Below are 20,602 nucleotides of genomic sequence, written 5' to 3'. Positions count from 1 at the left end.
TTTACATTAAAAAATTAAAATAAAGTCAGAAAGGATGAAAATATGGATTATAAGAATAATTATGAAATGTGGTTAAATTCTCCTTATTTTGATGAACAAACAAAAGATGAGCTATTAAACATAAAAGATGATGAAAAAGAAATACAAGATAGATTTTATAAGAATTTAGAGTTTGGAACAGGTGGTTTAAGAGGTATAATAGGGGCGGGAACTAATAGAATTAATATTTATACTGTTAGACGTGCGACACTTGGAGTTTTAAATTATATTATAAAGACTCAAGGAGAAGAAGGAAAACAAAAAGGAATAGTTATAGCACATGATAGTAGATACATGTCGAGAGAGTTTTGCATAGAAGTAGCAAAGACTTTAAGTGCTTATGGTGTAAAGGCTTATATTTTTGAAGAATTAAAGCCTACACCAGAACTTTCTTTTGCTGTTAGATACTTAAAGTGTGCTATGGGAATAGTAATAACAGCAAGTCATAATCCTAAAGAGTATAATGGATATAAGGTATACGACTCAGATGGAGGCCAAATCTGTATAGATATGGCAAATGATATAATAGCAGAAGTTAATAAGATTGATGATTATAGTATTATTAAAAGTTTAGATTTTGAAGAAGCCTTATCTAAAAATTTAATAACTATATTAGATAATGAAGTAGATGATGAGTTTATAAAGGCTGTTAAGAAACAAGTTTTAAGACAAGATATAATAAATGAATACGGAAAAAAATTAAAAATAATATATACACCTATTCATGGAACTGGAAATAAGCCAGTAAGAAGAGTCTTAAATGAATGTGGTTTTGAAAATGTAATGGTGGTTACAGAGCAAGAATTGCCAGATTCTAATTTTTCAACAGTTAAGTATCCTAATCCTGAAGAAAAGTCAGTATTTAATATAGCTATTGAAATGGCAAAGCGTAATGATACTGATTTGATAATAGGCACAGACCCTGATTGTGACAGAGTAGGTGTTGTTGTAAAAGATTCAAGTGGTGAATATGTAGTTTTAAATGGAAACCAAGTGGGCTCACTTTTAGTTAGATATATATTAGAGAGTTTAGTTGAAGAAAATAAACTTCCTAAAAACAATCCTACAATAATAAAAACTATAGTTACATCAGAACTAGGAGCAAAAATAGCAAAGGCTTATAATGTAGATTGTTTAAATACTTTAACAGGATTCAAATTTATAGGAGAAAAAATAAAAGCATTTGAAGAAAGTAATGATAGAAGCTTTATAATGGGATATGAGGAAAGTTATGGTTACTTAATTGGAACTCATGCTAGAGATAAAGATGGTGTTGTATCTTCACTTATGATATGTGAAATGGCAGCATACTATTCTTTAAAAGGTATGAACTTGTATGAAGCTTTGATAGATACATATAATAAATTTGGATATTATAAAGAAGAATTAAAGTCAGTGACTTTAAAAGGTATAGATGGAATAAAAAAAATAAAAGAGATGATGCTTTACTTTAGAAGTGTTAAAATAGATAATGTAGCTGATGTAAAAGTAGATAAAATTTTAGATTATAAAGATGGAGTCGATGATTTACCTAAATCAGATGTACTTAAATTTTTACTTGAAGATGGTTCTTGGATAGCTATAAGACCTTCAGGTACAGAACCTAAAATCAAATTCTACTTTGGAGCAAATTCAGACAACCAAGAAGATGTAGAATTTAAATTGAAAAATTTAATATCTTATATATTAAATGTAGTGGATTCTATATAAAAAGCTAAGGGGAGATAAACAATGAAAGTATACAATGTCATAATGGCTGGAGGAGGCGGAACTCGTTTCTGGCCACTTAGTAGACAAGAAGTACCTAAACAGCTTATAAATTTAAGCGGAGAAGATGCTTTAATAAATGAAACTATAAACAGAATAGATTCTCTAGCAAAAAAAGAAGATTTATTTATAGTAACTAACGAGAAGCAAATGGATGCTTTAAAAGATACAGTAAAAGATAAATGTTTAGATGACAATATTTTACCAGAACCATGTGCCAGAAATACTGCTGCAGCTATAGGTTTTGCAGCTTTTAATATAATGAAAAAATATGGTGATGGTGTTATGTGTGTATATCCAGCTGACCATTATATAAAAGATGAAAAAGAATTTAAATCTATTTTAGAAAAAGCTATCTATATAGCAGAAAATAATGATAAACTAGTAACTATTGGGATAACTCCTACATTTCCATCAACAGGGTATGGATACATAAATTTTAATAGAGAAAGCACAATAGAGAATGTTGCATATGAGGTAGTGGAGTTTGTAGAAAAACCAAGCTATGAAATTGCTAAAGAATATGTAAACTCTAAAAAATATGTCTGGAATAGTGGAATGTTTGTATGGAAGGTATCTAAAATATTAGAAGATTTTAAGAGATACTTACCTAAAGTATATGAAAAGTTAGAGGAAATCAGTAATTACTTAGGAACAAAAGATGAAATAGAAAAAATAAAAGAAATATATCCAACAATACAATCAATCTCTATAGATTATGGTATTATGGAAAGAAGTAATGATGTTATAGTAGTTCCTGGTGATTTTGGATGGAATGATGTTGGTTCTTGGGATTCTCTGGGTGCAATATACCCAACTGATAATGAAGGTAACATCAAAAGAGGTGAAAATATTACTATAGATACTAAAAATTCAATTATATATTCAGATGATAAATTAATATCTACAATAGGTATTAGTGATTTGATAGTAGTATCTACGAATGATGCAGTTATGGTTTGTAGAAAAGATAAAGCTCAAGATGTCAAAAAGATAGTAGAGCAATTAAAAGAAGAAGATAGACAAGAATATATGTAGGAGGTGTTCATTTGATTCCTAAAAAAATACATTATGTATGGTTTGGTGGTCCAAAAGGAAATATAGAAAATATATGTATAAATTCTTGGAAAGAAAAACTTCCAGAATATGAGATAGTAGAGTGGAATGAAAAAAACTTTGATATAGAAAAAGAGATAAAAGGAAATAAATTTTTGGAAGAATGTTATAAAAGAAAGCTTTGGGCATTTATATCAGATTACACAAGAATAAGAGTACTCTATGAACAAGGTGGAGTTTATATGGATACAGATATGCAAATCTTAAAGGATATAACTCCTCTTTTGGAAAACAATAGACTAATCTGTGGGTATGAAGATGATAGAGAATATATAAATGGAGCTATAATAGGTGCAGAAAAAGGACATCCTTTTTTAAAAGACTTATTGGAGTATTATGAAAAAGAAGTGCTTACTTCTTCATTGTTTACAATACCAAAGATTATGACTCATCTTATGGAAAAAAATTATAAGAAGATTGACCCAAATAATTATGAAGAGGGCATATGTGCCTATGATAAAGAATATTTTTATCCTTTTGGATTTAAAGAAGACTTTACACCAGAATGTATAACAGAAAACACTTTTGGGATACATTGGTGGGGAAAAAGTTGGGCTAAAAAGAGAAATTATTTCTTAGAAAGTAAACACTTAACAGGTGCAAATAAGATATGGAAGTGTTGTAAAATATTTGCAAGTAATACTTTACGAAACTAAAAGGGAGAAAGTAAAATGAAGACTTTAAACGATGATAGAAATATTATGATGAAAAAATATCTTTATATATTTGTTTTGTTTATCATAGTACTTAGAAAGTATATGATATCATTTATTGACCCAAATATAAATCTAGGGATGATTAAATCAGCGTTATTTTATTCTTCAATAGGAATACTAATGCTACTTTTTTTATTTGATAAGAGAAAAAGTATAACAGAAATGTTTCTAGTTGGAGCTTGTGTCTTACTTTATGTATTAAATAGAGAAGGAGCTATATTATTAATTGTCTTACTAGCTGTATCAGCTAAACAAATAGATGATAAATATATAGTTAAAAGTTACTTAATAATATCTGCATGTTTTTTAATAGCAGCTATATTATTATTTAATTTATTTCCTTCATTAGTATTTAATCAAGAAGTCCACTATAGATATATAGAAAATATAGATATGCTTGTTACAAGAATGGATTTTGGGCTTGGCAATCCAAATAGTGTATTTTATCATATGGTTACTATATATGCAGCATATATATTCTTAAGATATAAAAACTATAATAAATGGGATAGAATAATTTTATTTGGTTCTGCATTTTTTGTTTATCAAACTACATATAGTAGAACTGGTTTTTTTACTATATTAGCGGGATTAATATTTGTAGAAATAATAAGATTAATAAACATAAAAAAAATAAAAGGTCTACCAACACTTGTAAAGATATTGCCAATACTACTTACTTTATCTAGTGTGGCTATTGGTATAATGTTTTCTAAAAGCAGTATATTAAATAGATTATTAGCAAGTAGACCTAAGTATTGGCACGTATACTTAGCTGAAGCAGGAAATTTTATGAAACCTTTTGGAAATTCATATAGTGCAGCTATAAAAGCAACTAATCCATTAGATAGTTCTTATATATATATAATTAGTGTGCTGGGAGTAGTTGCTTGTATATTGTTTATGTATTTGATGTATAAAGGCATAGGAAGTTTTATAGAAAAAGATAAAAAGGAGTATTTAGTAGCTTTATTCATATTTTTACTATACTCTTTTGCAGAAAACTTACTATTAGAGGCTTCATTTAGTTTTGTAATAGTGTTACTAATAAAAGAAGTTATATTAAATGATAAAAGAGAGGTAGACTTGTGGAAAACGAAAAGTAGGAGGTAGTAATGTTAATATCATTAATAATGCCAACATTAAATAGATATGATGATATATACTTACTTATGGACAGCTTAAAAAGTCAAACTTACAAAAACTTTGAACTTATAGTAGTAGACCAAAATAATAATAACAAAGTTAAAGATATAGTTGATAAATACGTTGATAAGTTAGATATAAAGTATATAAAAAGTGATAAGCCAGGATTAAGTTATAACAGAAATGTAGGCATAGACAATGCTAAAGGGCAAATTATAGGCTTCCCTGATGATGACTGTGTTTACGAAAGTGATACATTAGAAAAAGTTATAAATTTCTTTAATCAAAATAAAGATTATAAAATATACAGTTGCAAAACTATGGATGCAAATAAAATTGATGCATTTAAAAAAATGGCGGATGGAACTTGTGATATTACAAGTTCCAACGTTTTAAATACTATAACATCTATAACTTTTTTTGTTGATTTTGAAGAGAACAAATATACAAGATTTGATGAAAAATTAGGTGTTGGTGGAGAATTTGGTGCTGGTGAAGAGATAGATTATGTTTTAAATTTATTGAGCTTAGGATTTAAAGGAAAATACTTTGGAGATGATATAATTTACCATCCTGCAAAAAAACATTCTAAATCTAAAGAAAAGTATCAAAAAGATTATAACTATGGAAGAGGTTTTGGAGCACTCTGCAAAAAAGAAATAATCTACAGAAAGAATTATAAGTTTGTAAAGGTTATGGCATCAAAACTTGTAAGAAATATAGGCGGTCTTATATTGAGTTCCAACAGAGATTATCATAGTGCCACTATAAAAGGAAGAATTAATGGATTTAGACAGTATAAGTTATAATGAGGATGGTGTTTATGGACAAGGTTAAATTTTTAATAAATATGCTTTTGGCTTTTTTTATGTATCCATTTAATAAGCATAAGTTTAATGGTAGAAATATCTGGCTTATAGGTGGACATTCAGGAGATATATACAATGATAATGCGAAGTTCTTTTATGAGTATATGTTGAAGGAGCATAATGATGTAGAAACTTATTGGGTAGTAAATAAAGACAGTAAAGTATTCGATAAAATTCCAGGCAAAAAATTAATAAGAGGAAGTGTAGAAAACTATCTATATTATTACAATTCAAAAGCTATAGTATTTTCACATGCGCCATCAGCAGATATAGCACCATATAATTTTGCTGTACCTGTTCTTAATTATTTTCATAAAAAGACGGTAAAAGTGTTCTTAAATCATGGGACTATAAGTTTTAAAAAGAGAAAACCAATGAATAAAAAATTCAAAAATATTATAGATAATCTATATAAAAGCTATAATATAGTTACAGCAAGTTCTGAGTTTGAAAGAAATGTTATGGTAAATGACTGGGGAATGTTGGATGACTCAGTTTATATAATTGGAAATGCAAGATACGACAATTTACCAACAAATGAAGTTGCACAAACACGAGATATACTATATACTCCTACATGGAGAGATTGGATAAAATTTAGTTCAGGAAAATTTACAGATACAGATTATTTTAAAAGTATAATGAATTTTTTGAATGATGACAAGTTAAATAAAATACTAGATGAGAAAGATATAAATGTAAAAATTTATATGCATCATCTTATGCATGAGTTTATAGATGACATAAAAGAAAATATAACGGGAAAACGAATTGTGTTTTTAGATAAAGGGGTAACTCTAGCAAATGAAATTAGAAAATCAGCTGCAAATATAACTGATTATTCAAGTGTAGCTATAGACTTTTTATATATGAATAGACCTATATTGTTTTACCAATTTGATTTGGAGGAATATATGGAAAAAGTTGATTCATATATAGATTTAAAAGGTGAAATGTTTGGGTCTTTAGCTTATAATAATGATGAAGCTGTGAATAAACTTATTGATATTATTGAAAATAATTTTGAGGTTATGGATAACCAAAAAAATGAGAGAAATAAGTTTTTCAGATATAATGACAATAAGAACTGCAAGAGGATATATGATTGTGTAATAAGTAAAATTAAATAAATATTTTATAAATGATGAGGAAGGTAATATGAAGAAGAATTTAGTATCTATAATTACTCCCATGTATAATTCTGAAAAATTTATTGAAGCAACCATAAAATCAGTATTAAACCAAACTTATCAAGAATGGGAAATGTTAATTATTGATGATTGCTCAACAGATAATAGTCCTAATATAGTCAAATCTTATATGCAACAAGATAGTAGAATAAGATGTATAAAGACTGAGACTAATAAGGGTGTCTCTAATGCTAGAAATTTAGCACTAAGTAAGGCAACAGGACAATTTATAGCTTTTTTAGATAGCGATGACCAATGGAATAGTAGTAAGTTAGAAAAACAAGTAAACTTTATGTTAGAAAATGATTATGTAATCTCATTTACTTCATATGAACTGATGGATGAAAATGATAAAAAATTAAACAAAGTTATAAAAGTACCACCTAATGTAGATTATAAAAGATTATTAAAAGGAAATATATTAGGATGTCTTACTGTTGTAATTGATAAGTCTAAACTAGATTTTGAAATCAAAATGAGTGGTGTAAGACATGAAGATTATGTTTTATGGCTATCTATATTGAAAAAAGGGCATATTGCTCACGGAATAAATGAAGTTCTAGCATTATATAGAAAGTCTAGCAATTCACTAAGTGGTAATAAAATAAAAGCTGCCATGTGGACTTGGAATATATATAGAAATATAGAAAAAATACCTCTATACAAAGCTATATACTACTTTATTAATTATGGAATAAATGGAATTAAAAAAAGTTAGATAGAGAGGAAGATTTAATTAATGTATAAATATAAATTTACTGTATTTACTCCAACATATAATAGAGCTCATTTACTTGAAAATTTGTACAATGATTTAAAAGCTCAAACTTATGACTTCAATGATTTTGAATGGTTGATTGTTGATGATGGAAGTAGAGATGGTACTAAAGAATTAGTTGAAAAATTTATATCAGAAAATAAATTAAATATAAGATATATATACAAAGAAAATGGAGGAAAGCATACTGCAATAAATCTAGGTGTAAAAAATGCAGATGGAGAACTATTTTTCATTGTAGATAGTGATGATGGTTTAATTAAAGATTCTCTTGAAATTGCTAATGATGAATGGAATTCTGTAGAGAATAAAGTAGGGTTTAGTGGAGTTGTTGGCCTTTGTGTATATCCAAGCGGAGATTTAATAGGTACAGAAATGCCTGAAGATAAGAAAATATGTCACTTTGCAGACCTATATTTTAAGTATGGCGTTAAGGGAGATAAAAGTATAGTATTTGTAACTGATGAGCTTATAAAATTTCCTTTTCCAGAAAGAAAAGAAGTGAGATTTTTACCAGAAAGTGTAGTATGGAATGAAATGTCTAAATACTATAAAGTTAAATGTGTAAACAAACCGATGATAATAAGAGATTATTTGGATGATGGTTTGACTAAAAATATATTAAATAAAAATGCATTAAAAGGTAGAGCATTAGAGTTTTTATATTTAATAAATCAGAATACATATCCATTAGGTAGATATCCATATATGTGGATAAAAAATTACATAAATTTAGCTAGATATTCGTTATTGTCTGACAGCCATTATTTTGGAGAAATCAATAAAATATCTGATAAATTGTTGTATTTAGTATTATTCCCATTAGGATATTACAAATATATTGGACAAAGAAAATTAGTATCTAAGTAAACTTGTTGGTATAGTACTGCTAGTTGCTATATAAGGAGAGTAAAAATATGAATGAGCCTTTAGTATCGATAATCACTCCTGTATATAATTCAGAAGAGTTTTTATCAGAGACAATAAAGTCAATCCAAAATCAAACTTATAAAAATTGGCAGCTTTTATTAGTGGATGATTGTTCTAAGGACAATTCAAGTGAAATTATAAAAAGTTTTCAAAAAGAAGATGCTAGAATAAAATATATAGAACTTGAAAAAAATTCTGGAGCTGCAGTATCTAGGAATGTTGGTATTGAAAATGCGGAAGGTCGATTTATTGCATTTGTAGATAGTGATGATTTGTGGGATAGTAAAAAGTTAGAAATTCAGATAGGATATATGTTAAAAGAAAAAATCGGGTTTTCTTTTACATCTTATAGATATATGAGACAAGATGGAACAAAAACGAGCAAAGTTGCAAGAGCACCTAAAAAGATTGACTATGAAGGATTACTTAGAAATACTATAATAGGGTGTTCTACAGTGGTCATTGATAAGGAGATTGTAGGAGAGTTTAGTATGCCTTTAGTAAGAAGAGGACAAGATACTGCAACTTGGTTACAGTTACTTAAAAAGGAAAAATATGCATATGGAATTCAGGAAGATTTAGTTAATTATAGGCTAGTTGGAAATTCTATATCAAGTAATAAGATAAAAGCATTAAAACGAACTTGGAATACTTATAGGAATGTTGAAAATTTAAGTTTGCCAAAAAGTCTATATGTATTTTGTTTTTATGTTTTTAATGCTATCAAGAAGAGAGTATAAGTTTTATATACTTGGAGGTAAAGATAATGAAAATAGCTATAGCTGGGACTGGATATGTAGGATTGGTTACAGGCGTTTGTCTAGCAGAAGTAGGTAATGAGAATGTAATCTGTGTTGATGTAGATGAACAAAAAGTTAAATCAATGAAGCTGGGAATAGCTCCTATATATGAAGAAGGCCTAGAAGAACTTATGGTTAAAAATTACAATAGAGGAAGAATAGATTACACTACTGACTATAAAAAAGCTTATGAAGATGTAGATGTAATATTAATAGCTGTAGGTACTCCAGAGAGAAGTGATGGTTCAGCTAATTTAGATTATATAAAGGCAGTTGCTAAGCAAATAGCTGAAACTGTAACAAAGGATACTCTAGTGGTAATAAAATCTACAGTGCCAATTGGTACAAATGAAGAGATAGAAGATTATATAAGTAGAAACTTAAAAAATGATGTCAAAATAGAACTTGCATCTAATCCAGAGTTTTTGTCACAAGGGACAGCAGTAAAAGATACTTTACATGCTTCAAGAATCGTTATAGGTGTAGAAAGTGAATGGGCTAGAGATATATTACAGCAAATTTATGAACCATTTAATCAACCTATAATAGTTACAAATAGAAATAGTGCTGAAATGATAAAATATGCATCAAATAATTTCTTGGCACTTAAGATATCATTTATGAATGATATTGCAAATCTCTGTGAAATAGCTGGAGCTAATGTAGAAGATGTAGCTTTAGGAATGAGTTATGATGATAGAATCGGAAGTAAGTTTTTAAAAGCAGGAATAGGGTATGGAGGTTCTTGTTTTCCAAAAGATACAAAAGCACTTCATTGGTTATCTGAACATAATGGCTACGAACTAAAAACAGTAAAGGCTGCAATCGAAGTAAATGAAAGCCAAAAGCTTAAATTAGTTAGAAAAGCATCAAAATTAGTTGAGAGTTTCCAAGATATGAAGGTTGCTGTCTTAGGTTTGACTTTTAAACCAGAGACTGATGATATAAGAGAAGCACCATCTATACCAAATATAAAATATTTGCTTGAAAGAGGAGCAAGAGTAACAGTATATGACCCAATTGGTGTAAATAATACTAAAAAAATATTTGGTGACTCTATACTTTATGCAAATTCTATAGATGATACAATAGAAGATGCAGAGATATGTTTTATAATGACAGAATGGAAAGATGTCTTAAATTATGATATACATAAGTATAAGGAAAAGATGAAAAATCCTCTTGTTCTTGATGGAAGAAACTGCTATAAGGTTAAAGATATGGAAGAACTTGGGATTGAGTATTATTCGATAGGAAGGTAAATATTATGAAGACTGTTTGTTATTTAGCTGATGGGTCAAATCCTCATACTTTAAAATGGTGTAGTTTTTTTAAAAATAAAGGATACGACATTCATGTAATTTCTCTAAATGGAGGTCACATGGAAGGGATAAAAATTTATGACTTTAGTTCTAATGTAGAAGAACTAAAAAATGAAAATATTTCTAAAAAAACAGGATACTTAGGCTCAATAAAAAAAATAAAGAAGCTAGTAAATGAAATAAAGCCAGACATATTGCATGCACAGTATGCAAGTAGTTATGGATTTATAGGAAGCCTACTTGGGTATCATCCATATATTATTTCTGTTTGGGGTACTGATATTTACGATTTCCCTAACAATGGTTTTATACAAAAACAAATTATAAAGCATAACTTTAGAAAAGCTGACTATATTTTTTCAAATAGTAGAGATATGGCTAAAGAAGCTAATAAATATACAGCAAAACATGTGGATGTAACCTTTTTCGGAGTAGATATGGATAGATTTAAACCTATGGAAGTAGAAAAAGAAGATGCTTTTGTAATAGGAATTATAAAGAGTCTAGAAAAAAAATATGGAATAGAATATTTAATACAAGCATTTAAGATGCTGAAAGATGAATATAAAGAAAAGAAAATAATTCTTAAAATAGGTGGTTCTGGGAGCCAGATGGACAACCTAATAAATTTAACTAAGGAATTAGGAATAGAAGAAGATGTTCAGTTTTTAGGAAGAATATCTCCAGAGAATGTCAGCAAGACTTTTAATTCTTTTGATGTAACTGTATTTCCTTCTTTAAGAGAGGGATTTGGTGTGGCAGCTATAGAATCAGAATCATGTGAAGTACCTGTTATAGTTACAAATGTAGGTGGACATCCAGAATCTGTATGGGAAAATGAAACTGGCTTAATTGTAGAGCCAAAACAACCAGAAGAAATAAAAAATGCCATAATAAAACTAATGGAAAATGACGAACTTAGACTTAGAATGGGTAAAAAAGGTCGTCAATTCGTTAAAGATAATTATGAAGTTAATTTAAACTTTAATGATATAGAAAAAATTTATGACTCTATATTGGATAAACATAAAAAATAAAATTAAAAATATACAGCAAAAGATAGATGTTGTTGGCTATGCTTAGGTGCGTAGCTTTTGCTGTTTAATGGAGGGCTTCTAGTTATGCGAGAAAGTATAGATTTAGAGAAAGAAAGCTTTTTAAATAAGCTTTTTAAAAAATATAAATTTAGACAATTAACATTATTAATTCTAGATATTTGTAGCGTGCTAGTAGCATTTCGAATGTCTTTGAGTTTGACAGGTAATTTAAATGTATTTACTATCAATGATGTAATAATTTCAGCTTGTATATATATTGTACTTCATATAGTATCATTTAGATTATTTAAGTGTTACAACACATTATGGAGATATGCAGGAGAAGAAGAAATTATCTCTATTTTTATTGCAACCTTAGCTTATTTAATACCAGCTTATATAATCAATAAATTATTAGGTTTTGATTATCCCATAATGTTTTATGTATTAAATACAATATTTATTATAATGTTTACAAGTGGTGCTAGAATAGCATATAGAGCTATAAGAATAGTCATGAATAAGACATATTCTAGAGGTAAGGTTTCAAATATCCTTATAATTGGAGCAGGAGATGCTGGAGAAATGGTTATACAGGAGTTAAAAAGAAATTCAGAACTTAAAAAGGTAGCAGTAGCTATAATTGATGATGATGAAAATAAAGTTGGAAGAATAATTCATAATGTAAAGATTGTAGGGACAACTTCAAATATAAAAGATGTAGTCGAAAAATACAATATAGATGAAATAATCTTTTCAATTGCAAATATAGAAAAATATAGAAAAAAAGAAATTATTGATATATGTAAGAATACTAACTGTAAAATAAAGACAATACCAGGAATTTACGAAATTATAGACGGAAAAGTGGATATAAAACAGATTAGAGAAGTAGACATAGAAGATTTGTTGGGTAGAGAGCCAATAAAAACAAATTTAAGAGAGATAAGTAACTATATTGAAGGAAAAGTAATTCTAATAACTGGAGGCGGAGGCTCAATTGGTTCAGAGCTTTGCAGACAGATTGCAGGATTTAATCCTAAAGAACTTATCATAGTTGATAATTATGAAAACAATGCTTATGCAATACAACAAGAATTGCTTAGAAAATACAGAAATAAATTGGATTTAAAGACAGTAATAGCATCAATAAGAGAAGAAAAAAGAATGGATGAGATATTTAATAAATATAAGCCAGAAGTAGTATTTCATGCAGCAGCACATAAACATGTTCCTCTTATGGAATCAAGTCCTGGTGAAGCTATAAAGAATAATATATTTGGTACTTTAAACATAGCTGGATTGTCTTCAAAATATAGAGCTAAGAAATTTGTCCTTATATCAACAGATAAGGCTGTAAATCCTACTAATATAATGGGAGCTACTAAAAGAGCTGCTGAAATGATTATCCAGACTATTAATGCTGAAAGTGAGACTGAATTTGTTGCTGTTAGATTTGGAAATGTACTTGGTAGTAATGGAAGTGTAATTCCACTTTTTAAAAAGCAAATAGAAGATGGTGGACCAGTTACAGTTACACATCCAGATATCATTAGATATTTTATGACAATACCAGAGGCAGTAGGTTTGGTTATACAAGCTGGAGCTATGGCTAAAGGTGGAGAAATATTTGTGCTTGATATGGGAGAGCCTGTAAGAATATTGGATTTAGCAAAAAATTTGATTAAATTTAGTGGGTTTGAACCAGATGTTGATATAAAAATTGAGTTTTCTGGTCTTAGACCAGGAGAAAAGTTATATGAAGAACTACTTATGTCAGAAGAAGGTCTGTTAGATACAGAGCATAAAAAGATTTTTATTGGTAGACCAATAGATGTTGATAGAGAAAAAATAACAAAATACTTAAAACTTTTAAGAGAAATTACTAACAATGAAGAAATTGAAAAAATAGATAGTGTTATGAGAAAATTAGTGCCAACTTACATTAAACCAGAAGATGCTAATATTAAGGAAATTGCAACAACTCGGGAGAAGTAGAATATATTTCTAATTTGTAACCAGGGGGAGCAAAAAGAAACAAATATATACGAAAAAGAAACAAAAGATTACAAAAAGATTACAAAAAGATTACAAAAAAGGTTGCAATTTATTTTGATGTAAGTTAGAATGTTAATTAGGAATTGGAAACAAATGAAAAAAATGTTAAATTTTCGAAAGGATTAGGTATTTGAGATTATGATGAATATTAAAAATAAAAAACATATATTAAAAAAATTTATAGCTATGGTGTTAATAGCAGGAGTTGTCACAGTAGAAGCAGGAGCAATAACAGCTAGTGCAGCAGAGTTAACTAATTCACCTATGACTGCAACAGTAGACCAATGTGATTTCTTAAATATGAGAAGTGGAGCTAGTGCAAATGACTCAGTAGTAGGAAAGATAAACACAGGAGACAAAGTTGAGGTTTTAGAATTACATTCAAATGGATGGATTAAAATAAAATCAGTTGATAATGTTACAGGATGGGTAAATGGAGACTATTTAACTATTGAAGGTGGAAATGTAGACGCAAAGGTACAAAATGTTTTAAACTTAGCATTTAAGCAACAAGGTAAGCCATATAGATGGGGAGCAACTGGACCAAATTCTTTTGATTGTTCTGGGTTCACTTCTTATGTCTATAAAAATGGAGCAGGAGTTAATTTACCAAGGGTATCAAGATCACAAGCAACAGTAGGAAAGAAAGTATCAAGAGCAGAATTAAAACCAGGAGATTTAGTTTTCTTTGGTTCAGGTGGTTCAATAAATCATGTTGGATTGTATGTTGGAAATTCTAAATTCATACATTCACCACAAACAGGAGATGTAGTAAAAGTTACTAGTATGGCACCAGGAACTAATTATGCAAAAAGACTTATAACTGCTACTCGTGTTTTACAATAATAATAGAAATTGATTTACATAGGATTGAATATTAACATTAAGTATGTAGAGTTACATTTAATGTTTTACATATATATTGAAATGGTTAGTAATATTAAAATAGTGATGGACGTTATAAAAACAGCAAAGAAGATAAATTTCTTTGCTGTTTTTTTTATAATAAATTATTTCATATTATAATCAAATATCAAATATAAATTTTAACTATATTATTCAATATTTGACAGATAATATGAATTTTAGATATACTTAGTAAGGAGTATATTGTAAAAAAAATAAATTTTAGAAATTAAGGGGGATGAAATGAAAAAAATAAGTATATTAGTATTATCACTTATAATGACACTTACAATGTGTAGTGTAAGTTCATTTGCAGATTCATCAAATGATAAGGAAATGAGAGCTGCTTGGATATCTACAGTTTATAATTTGGACTGGCCTAAGACTAAAAATAATGAAGCCAAGCAAAAAAAGGAATACACAGATTTGTTGGACAAGTTAAAAAGTTCAGGAATAAATACAGCAGTGGTTCAAGTAAGACCAAAATCAGATGCTTTATATAAATCAAATATAAATCCATGGTCTGAATATCTTACAGGTACACAAGGTAAAGACCCTGGATATGACCCATTACCATTTTTAATAGAAGAAGCACATAAAAGAGGGATGGAATTCCATGCATGGTTTAATCCATACAGAATAACTATGGCAGATGAGAGCATTGATAAATTACCAGCTAACCATCCAGCAAAGAAAAATCCAAGTTGGGTAATTAAGCATGGAAATAAGTATTACTATGACCCAGGTTTGCCAGAAGTTAGAAAATACATAGTTGATAGTATAGCAGAAGTTGTTCAAAATTATGACATAGATGGTGTTCATTTTGATGATTATTTCTACCCAGGAGTAAGCTTCAGTGATAATGCAACATATCAAAAATATGGAAATGGACAAAATAAAGACAATTGGAGAAGAGAGAATGTAAATACTTTACTTAGAGATGTAAAAGCATCTATAAAGAGTATAAAATCTAATGTTGTATTTGGTGTAAGTCCAGCTGGAATATGGAGAAATAAGAGTAGTGACCCAACAGGTTCAGATACATCAGGTAATGAAAGTTATGTAGGTACATATGCAGATACAAGAGCATGGATAAAACAAGGGTTAGTTGATTATGTAGTTCCACAACTTTATTGGCCAATTGGTCTTAAAGCTGCAGATTACTCTAAATTAGTAGCATGGTGGGCTAATGAAGTAAAAGGAACAAATGTAGACTTATACATAGGACAAGGTATATATAAGCAAGGTCAATCAAGTTATAATGGACAAAATATAGCAAAAGAAATAGTAAAACAAGTAACATTAAATAGAAAATACAGTGAAATAAAAGGTAGTATGTATTTTTCAGCTAAAGATATAGCAAATAGTACTTCTATACAAAACGATTTAAAGAGTTTATATTCTAGTAGTAATGAAGAGCCAGTTACTCCACCATCAAATGTTAAAGTAGAAAAATTAAGAGGTAATGAAAGATATGATACAGCAGTAGCAATAAGTAAAAAAGGTTGGGTTACAAATTCAGATACAGTAGTATTAGTAAATGGATATTCTATAGTTGATGGGATAACATCAACACCACTTGCTACAGCAAATGATGCTCCTATATTATTAGTAAATAAGGACAATATACCTACATCTACTAAGAATGAGATAAAAAGACTTAATCCAAGTAAAGTTGTCCTAATAGGAGGAAATAGCTCTATTGGAGATAAAGTTGAGAATGAGATAAAAGATACAATATCAAATGTATCAATAAATAGAGTTGGTGGTTCAGATAGATATAGTACATCTTTATTAATAGCAAAGGAATTAGTAAAAACTAATCCAGTAGAAAAATTATATATAACAAGTGGAACAGGTGAGGCTGATTCTCTTTCTATAGCTTCAAAAGCAGGAGAGGAAAAGCAACCAATAGTATTAGTATCAAAAGATAATGTAAGTGATGATGTTTATAATTGGATATCAGACTTAAAAGTAAAAGATGCTTATTTCATAGGTGGTAATCTAAGTATATCTGATTCAGTAATAACTAAATTAGATAAGGTTATTACAAACGATGTGTCTAAAAATAGAATAGCTGGAGAAAACAGAGAAGAAACAAATGGAAAAGTAATACAAAAATTCTATCCTAATGCTGAATATCCATCAATGTTTGTAAGTAAAAGTAATCAGCTAGTAGATGCATTAACATCAGGTCCTTTAGCTGCTAAATTAAAATCACCAGTAGTTATGCTTGGAAATAGTGTGACATCTGCTCAGAAAACAGCTTTAGAGCCTAAGAAAACAACTCTAGTATATGAAGCTGGTGATGGCATAAATCAAAATTCATTAAATACTTTCCTAAACTTAGTTAAGTAATAGAAAAGTTTGTTTAAGATATAGGTTGGTTTATAAAAATAGAGTCAAATAAAATCATAAATATACATTAGAAAATAAAAAAGAACTATATGCATTTTGTAATCAAGTGTAAATAATAACTTGAAAATAATTATGCGATATAGTTCTTTTTTAATATTTAATCTTATATTTCCAGTAAACTTTATGTTAAATTTCTTATTGTTTATATTCTATGTCATTAAATATAAAATCATGTAATATGTCTAAAGTATCTGGGTCAAATCTAAGAACCCATCCAGCTTTTCCATATATACCACCTGTACTGTGAATTTCATCATCAATAGGGAATTCAAATTGCTTAACATTTAAGTCACCCATTTTTAAAACTTGAGCTCCTAAAGAAAGTATTGCATTAGGTTTCATGTTAGTTTTAACATATGGAAGAACAGCATCTAATAAACCTGGATATTTAGTGACAGGTAAAGTTTCTGTTTTCTTGATTATAGCTTGTATAATCTGTCTCTGTCTACCATCTCTAGCAAAAGCTGTATCGTTGTGTCTGATACGTGCAAAAGATAGTGCTTGATATCCATTTAAAGTTTGTTCTCCTGATTTTTTAATGTATTGTATGCTACCTTTATCATCACTTTTATTCCAACCATAAGTTTCAGGAATAAATTTATTTAATTCTCGTATTTCTCCTTTTTCAATGGTAACTTCAACGCCACCAATAGCATCAATTATATACATAAATGATTCGAAATTAACACAAGCATAATTCTGAATATCAATATTAAAGTTCTCTTCAATTGTTTGTATTAATAAATCAGCTTGTCCATAAGCATAAGCATGAGTAAGTTTTTGTTTACCATGACCAGGGATGTCTACATAGCTATCACGAGCTAATGATGTAAGTTTGATATCATTATGCTTGTTATCAATAGTAAGTATCATCATAGCATCTGACCTTGAAGAATCTTCATTTGGTCTAGCATCTGTTCCCATAAGTAGTATGTTAGTTATCCCATTTTCATTTTTATGGTCATTATTATTTAACAAATCACTATTTATGCTTGAGTCATGAATAGAAGATAATTTATAATAAAAATATCCATAGACGCTTATAGGGAATATTACTACCAAGAAAGCCAGTAGTATAACAAATTTCTTTAATTTTGACAAAAGTACCCCTTCTTTCTTCTTTTTCCTGTATATTTTTTAATAGCATACACTTAATTATATTAAAGTATTGAGATATATTCAATACTTGTTTCAGTTACAAAAAAAAGACAATGATATAATTTATAAGAAAAATTGTCAATTTATATATATAATTAAAAGTATATGTAATATATTTTTTGAAAAATAAATTTATATTTTAAAATAAAAACACACCCCACAATTGCAAAGTAATTTGCCTTTGAGAGGTATGTACTTACTATAAGATTATTAATTTATTTTGTTTTAGATAAATATTTACTCTTCAACCATAATATCTTCAAATATAAAATCATGCATCGCATCTAATTCATATTCTTCAAAAGGAATTACATATCCTGCATCACCTATTTTTCTACCATTTTCAGTAGAAAGAGGGAATTCCATAGACTTAAGGTCTAAATTTCCTATGCTTAAAAGGTCTTTTCCTAAAGATATTATTTCATTAGGGTTCATATTAGTTTTTACATATGGAAGTATTGTATTAACTAGATTAGGATATTTAGTAACTGGTAAATCCTTAACACCATTTATTAAGCTTTGTATAACGCTTCTTTGTCTTCTATCTCTTTGGTCTGTGCTATCATTTTTTCTTATACGAGAAAATGCAAGTGTCTGGTATCCATTTAATTTTTGTTCACCTGAGTTTCTTATATATTTAAGAGAACCTTTGTCATCGCTTTTATGCCACTTATAAGTTTCAGGTATAAATTTGTTTAATTCTCTTATTTCACTCTTATCAACAGTAACCGTAACTCCACCTAGAGCATCAACTATATCCATAAAAGAGAAGAAGTCAACTACAGCATAGTTTTGTATGTCAATTTGGAAGTTTTCCTCTATAGTTTCTATCAATAAGTTAGCTTGTCCATATACATAAGCATGTGTTAGTTTTTCATCCCCATGTCCTGGTATATTAACATAAGTATCTCTATTTAATGAAGTTAATTTTAGGCTTTTATTTTTATTATCAATAGTCAGTATCATCATGGCATCTGAACGAGAAACTTCTTCTCCAGGTCTAGCATCTGTACCTAACAATAATATATTTGTGATACTTTCTTCATTTTTATAGTCATTACTACTCAGCGCCTCTGTATTTATACTATCATCTTGGATAGTTTTTAATTTAGTAAAAACATATCCATAGACACTAACAGGAAATGCTATAACTAAAAGGGCTAGAAATATAACGAACTTTTTGAGTCCTGACAATAATATCCCCTACTTTCTAAATTTTTTAATTACACATAGTTAATTATATTAAAAATTTGTTATATAATCAATAAAAAACACAATAAATTAGCATAAGTTTGTCATAATATAATTATTTTTATGGTATTTTATATAAGAAAGTGTGTAGTTATTATAAATTCACTTGGAATATAATTATATGAAGATTTAAATTTTTATAAATTGATGTATATATTGAAAAAAATATTTTCCTAGATATGCTTAGAACATCTTACAAAAGGAGTAAATTGTAATTTAGAAATTTTAGTGTATAATAGGAATTGAAAATTTAAACTGATAAAAAATAATAAAAAATAATCATAAATTATATAATTTGGGGGAGGAAATGTATGATAAAATTAATAGCAACAGACTTAGATGGAACTTTGTTAGATGAGAAGAGCGAAATAAATCCAGAGTTTTATAAAGTATTTAAAAAATTAAGAGAAAGAGGAATAATGTTTTCCGCGGCAAGTGGTAGGCAGTATCAAAATCTTATAAAAAAATTTGAAGATATAAAAGATGATATGATGTTTATCTCAGAAAATGGAACATTGGTAGTATATAAAGGAAAAGAAATATTATCAAATCCTTTGGATAAAGAATTAGTAAATGAAATTATAGAGACAACAAGAAGTATAAAAGGAAAAAAAATTGTGATGAGTGGTAAAAAATACGCTTATATAGAAAGTAAAGATGAAGCATTTATAGAAGAAGTTAGTACTTACTATGCAAAGTTTAAAGTTGTAGATGACTTGACTAAAGTAGAAGGCGATATATTAAAGATAGCCGTATTTGACTTCAAAGGTGCAGAACATAATAATAGTATCTACTTTGAAAAGTTTTCTGATAGAGCTCAAGTATGTATTTCTGGAGTAGAGTGGCTTGATTTAACTGCAAAAGGTGCTAATAAAGGAAGTGCTATAAAAAAAGTACAAAGAATGCTAGATATAAAATATGAAGAAACTATGGTATTTGGCGACCAATTGAATGATGTAGAAATGATGAAGAGTGCTTATCATAGTTACGCCATGGAAAATGCAAATGAGTATTTAAAAGAAATTGCTAGATTCAGAGCAAAAAGAAATACTGAGAATGGTGTTGTAGATAAGATAAAAGAGGTCATGAAAATAGGATAGC

At 28.3% G+C, this 20,602-nt stretch carries 17 protein-coding genes; 15 read left to right on the top strand and 2 right to left on the bottom strand.

Translation table 11 applies throughout. The features are described from left to right. Window positions 1-42 precede the first annotated feature (42 nt). The 14 genes from ACTG48_RS15845 (at window position 43) to ACTG48_RS15780 (ending at window position 17,032) form a co-directional block, all read left to right on the top strand. On the top strand, window positions 43-1,749 hold the full coding sequence (locus ACTG48_RS15845; protein WP_479917337.1) for a phospho-sugar mutase: 1,707 nt from the start codon (window positions 43-45) through the stop codon (window positions 1,747-1,749). A gap of 21 nt (window positions 1,750-1,770) precedes the next feature. Continuing rightward, complete coding sequence (locus ACTG48_RS15840) at window positions 1,771-2,844, top strand: mannose-1-phosphate guanylyltransferase (protein WP_479917336.1); 1,074 nt, start codon at window positions 1,771-1,773, stop codon at window positions 2,842-2,844. 11 nt (window positions 2,845-2,855) lie between these two features. Beyond that, a complete protein-coding gene (locus ACTG48_RS15835; RefSeq protein WP_021385663.1) occupies window positions 2,856-3,578 on the top strand; it encodes a glycosyltransferase family 32 protein in 723 nt (240 codons plus the stop codon). Between the two features lie 15 nt (window positions 3,579-3,593). Further along, window positions 3,594-4,751, top strand: a complete 1,158-nt coding sequence (locus tag ACTG48_RS15830) for a polysaccharide polymerase (RefSeq protein WP_479917335.1) — start codon at window positions 3,594-3,596, stop codon at window positions 4,749-4,751. A 2-nt stretch (window positions 4,752-4,753) separates the two neighbouring features. Further along, window positions 4,754-5,593 carry a glycosyltransferase family 2 protein gene (locus ACTG48_RS15825; RefSeq protein WP_479917334.1) on the top strand — a complete coding sequence of 280 codons (840 nt, stop codon included), beginning with the start codon at window positions 4,754-4,756 and terminating at the stop codon, window positions 5,591-5,593. A 14-nt stretch (window positions 5,594-5,607) separates the two neighbouring features. Next, entirely contained in the window at window positions 5,608-6,783 is a 1,176-nt protein-coding gene (locus ACTG48_RS15820) for a CDP-glycerol glycerophosphotransferase family protein (RefSeq protein ID WP_479917333.1), read from the top strand. A 28-nt stretch (window positions 6,784-6,811) separates the two neighbouring features. Beyond that, window positions 6,812-7,561, top strand: a complete 750-nt coding sequence (locus ACTG48_RS15815; RefSeq protein WP_021385701.1) for a glycosyltransferase family 2 protein — start codon at window positions 6,812-6,814, stop codon at window positions 7,559-7,561. Between the two features lie 21 nt (window positions 7,562-7,582). Beyond that, window positions 7,583-8,491, top strand: a complete 909-nt coding sequence (locus ACTG48_RS15810; protein WP_021385664.1) for a glycosyltransferase family A protein — start codon at window positions 7,583-7,585, stop codon at window positions 8,489-8,491. Between the two features lie 47 nt (window positions 8,492-8,538). Beyond that, window positions 8,539-9,291, top strand: coding sequence for a glycosyltransferase family 2 protein (locus ACTG48_RS15805; protein WP_021385696.1), 753 nt, complete (start codon window positions 8,539-8,541; stop codon window positions 9,289-9,291). A 26-nt stretch (window positions 9,292-9,317) separates the two neighbouring features. After that, window positions 9,318-10,613, top strand: coding sequence for a UDP-glucose dehydrogenase family protein (locus ACTG48_RS15800; protein ID WP_021385715.1), 1,296 nt, complete (start codon window positions 9,318-9,320; stop codon window positions 10,611-10,613). Between the two features lie 5 nt (window positions 10,614-10,618). Beyond that, window positions 10,619-11,710: a glycosyltransferase family 4 protein gene (locus ACTG48_RS15795; protein ID WP_479917332.1), complete on the top strand. Its 1,092-nt coding sequence runs from the start codon at window positions 10,619-10,621 to the stop codon at window positions 11,708-11,710. An 84-nt stretch (window positions 11,711-11,794) separates the two neighbouring features. Further along, entirely contained in the window at window positions 11,795-13,708 is a 1,914-nt protein-coding gene (locus tag ACTG48_RS15790; RefSeq protein ID WP_479917331.1) for a polysaccharide biosynthesis protein, read from the top strand. A gap of 198 nt (window positions 13,709-13,906) precedes the next feature. Then, window positions 13,907-14,614 (top strand): C40 family peptidase, encoded by a 708-nt coding sequence (locus ACTG48_RS15785; RefSeq protein WP_021385707.1) that lies wholly within the window; start codon window positions 13,907-13,909, stop codon window positions 14,612-14,614. 303 nt (window positions 14,615-14,917) lie between these two features. Beyond that, window positions 14,918-17,032, top strand: coding sequence for a cell wall-binding glycosyl-hydrolase Cwp19 (locus ACTG48_RS15780; RefSeq protein WP_479917330.1), 2,115 nt, complete (start codon window positions 14,918-14,920; stop codon window positions 17,030-17,032). A gap of 195 nt (window positions 17,033-17,227) precedes the next feature. On the opposite strand, the gene ACTG48_RS15775 is transcribed toward ACTG48_RS15780, so the two are convergent. Then, window positions 17,228-18,193 (bottom strand): LCP family protein, encoded by a 966-nt coding sequence (locus tag ACTG48_RS15775; protein ID WP_021385667.1) that lies wholly within the window; start codon window positions 18,191-18,193, stop codon window positions 17,228-17,230. A gap of 294 nt (window positions 18,194-18,487) precedes the next feature. Then, window positions 18,488-19,444: an LCP family protein gene (locus tag ACTG48_RS15770; RefSeq protein ID WP_479917329.1), complete on the bottom strand. Its 957-nt coding sequence runs from the start codon at window positions 19,442-19,444 to the stop codon at window positions 18,488-18,490. A gap of 368 nt (window positions 19,445-19,812) precedes the next feature. On the opposite strand from ACTG48_RS15770, the gene ACTG48_RS15765 reads away from it, so the two are divergent. Continuing rightward, window positions 19,813-20,601 (top strand): HAD family hydrolase, encoded by a 789-nt coding sequence (locus ACTG48_RS15765; RefSeq protein WP_479917328.1) that lies wholly within the window; start codon window positions 19,813-19,815, stop codon window positions 20,599-20,601. Window position 20,602: the final 1 nt, after the last annotated feature.

The organism is Clostridioides sp. LIBA-6822 (genome assembly GCF_056688955.1).
The sequence above is the reverse complement of the archived record's forward strand: the minus strand, read 5'-3'. Positions and strand labels throughout refer to the sequence as shown.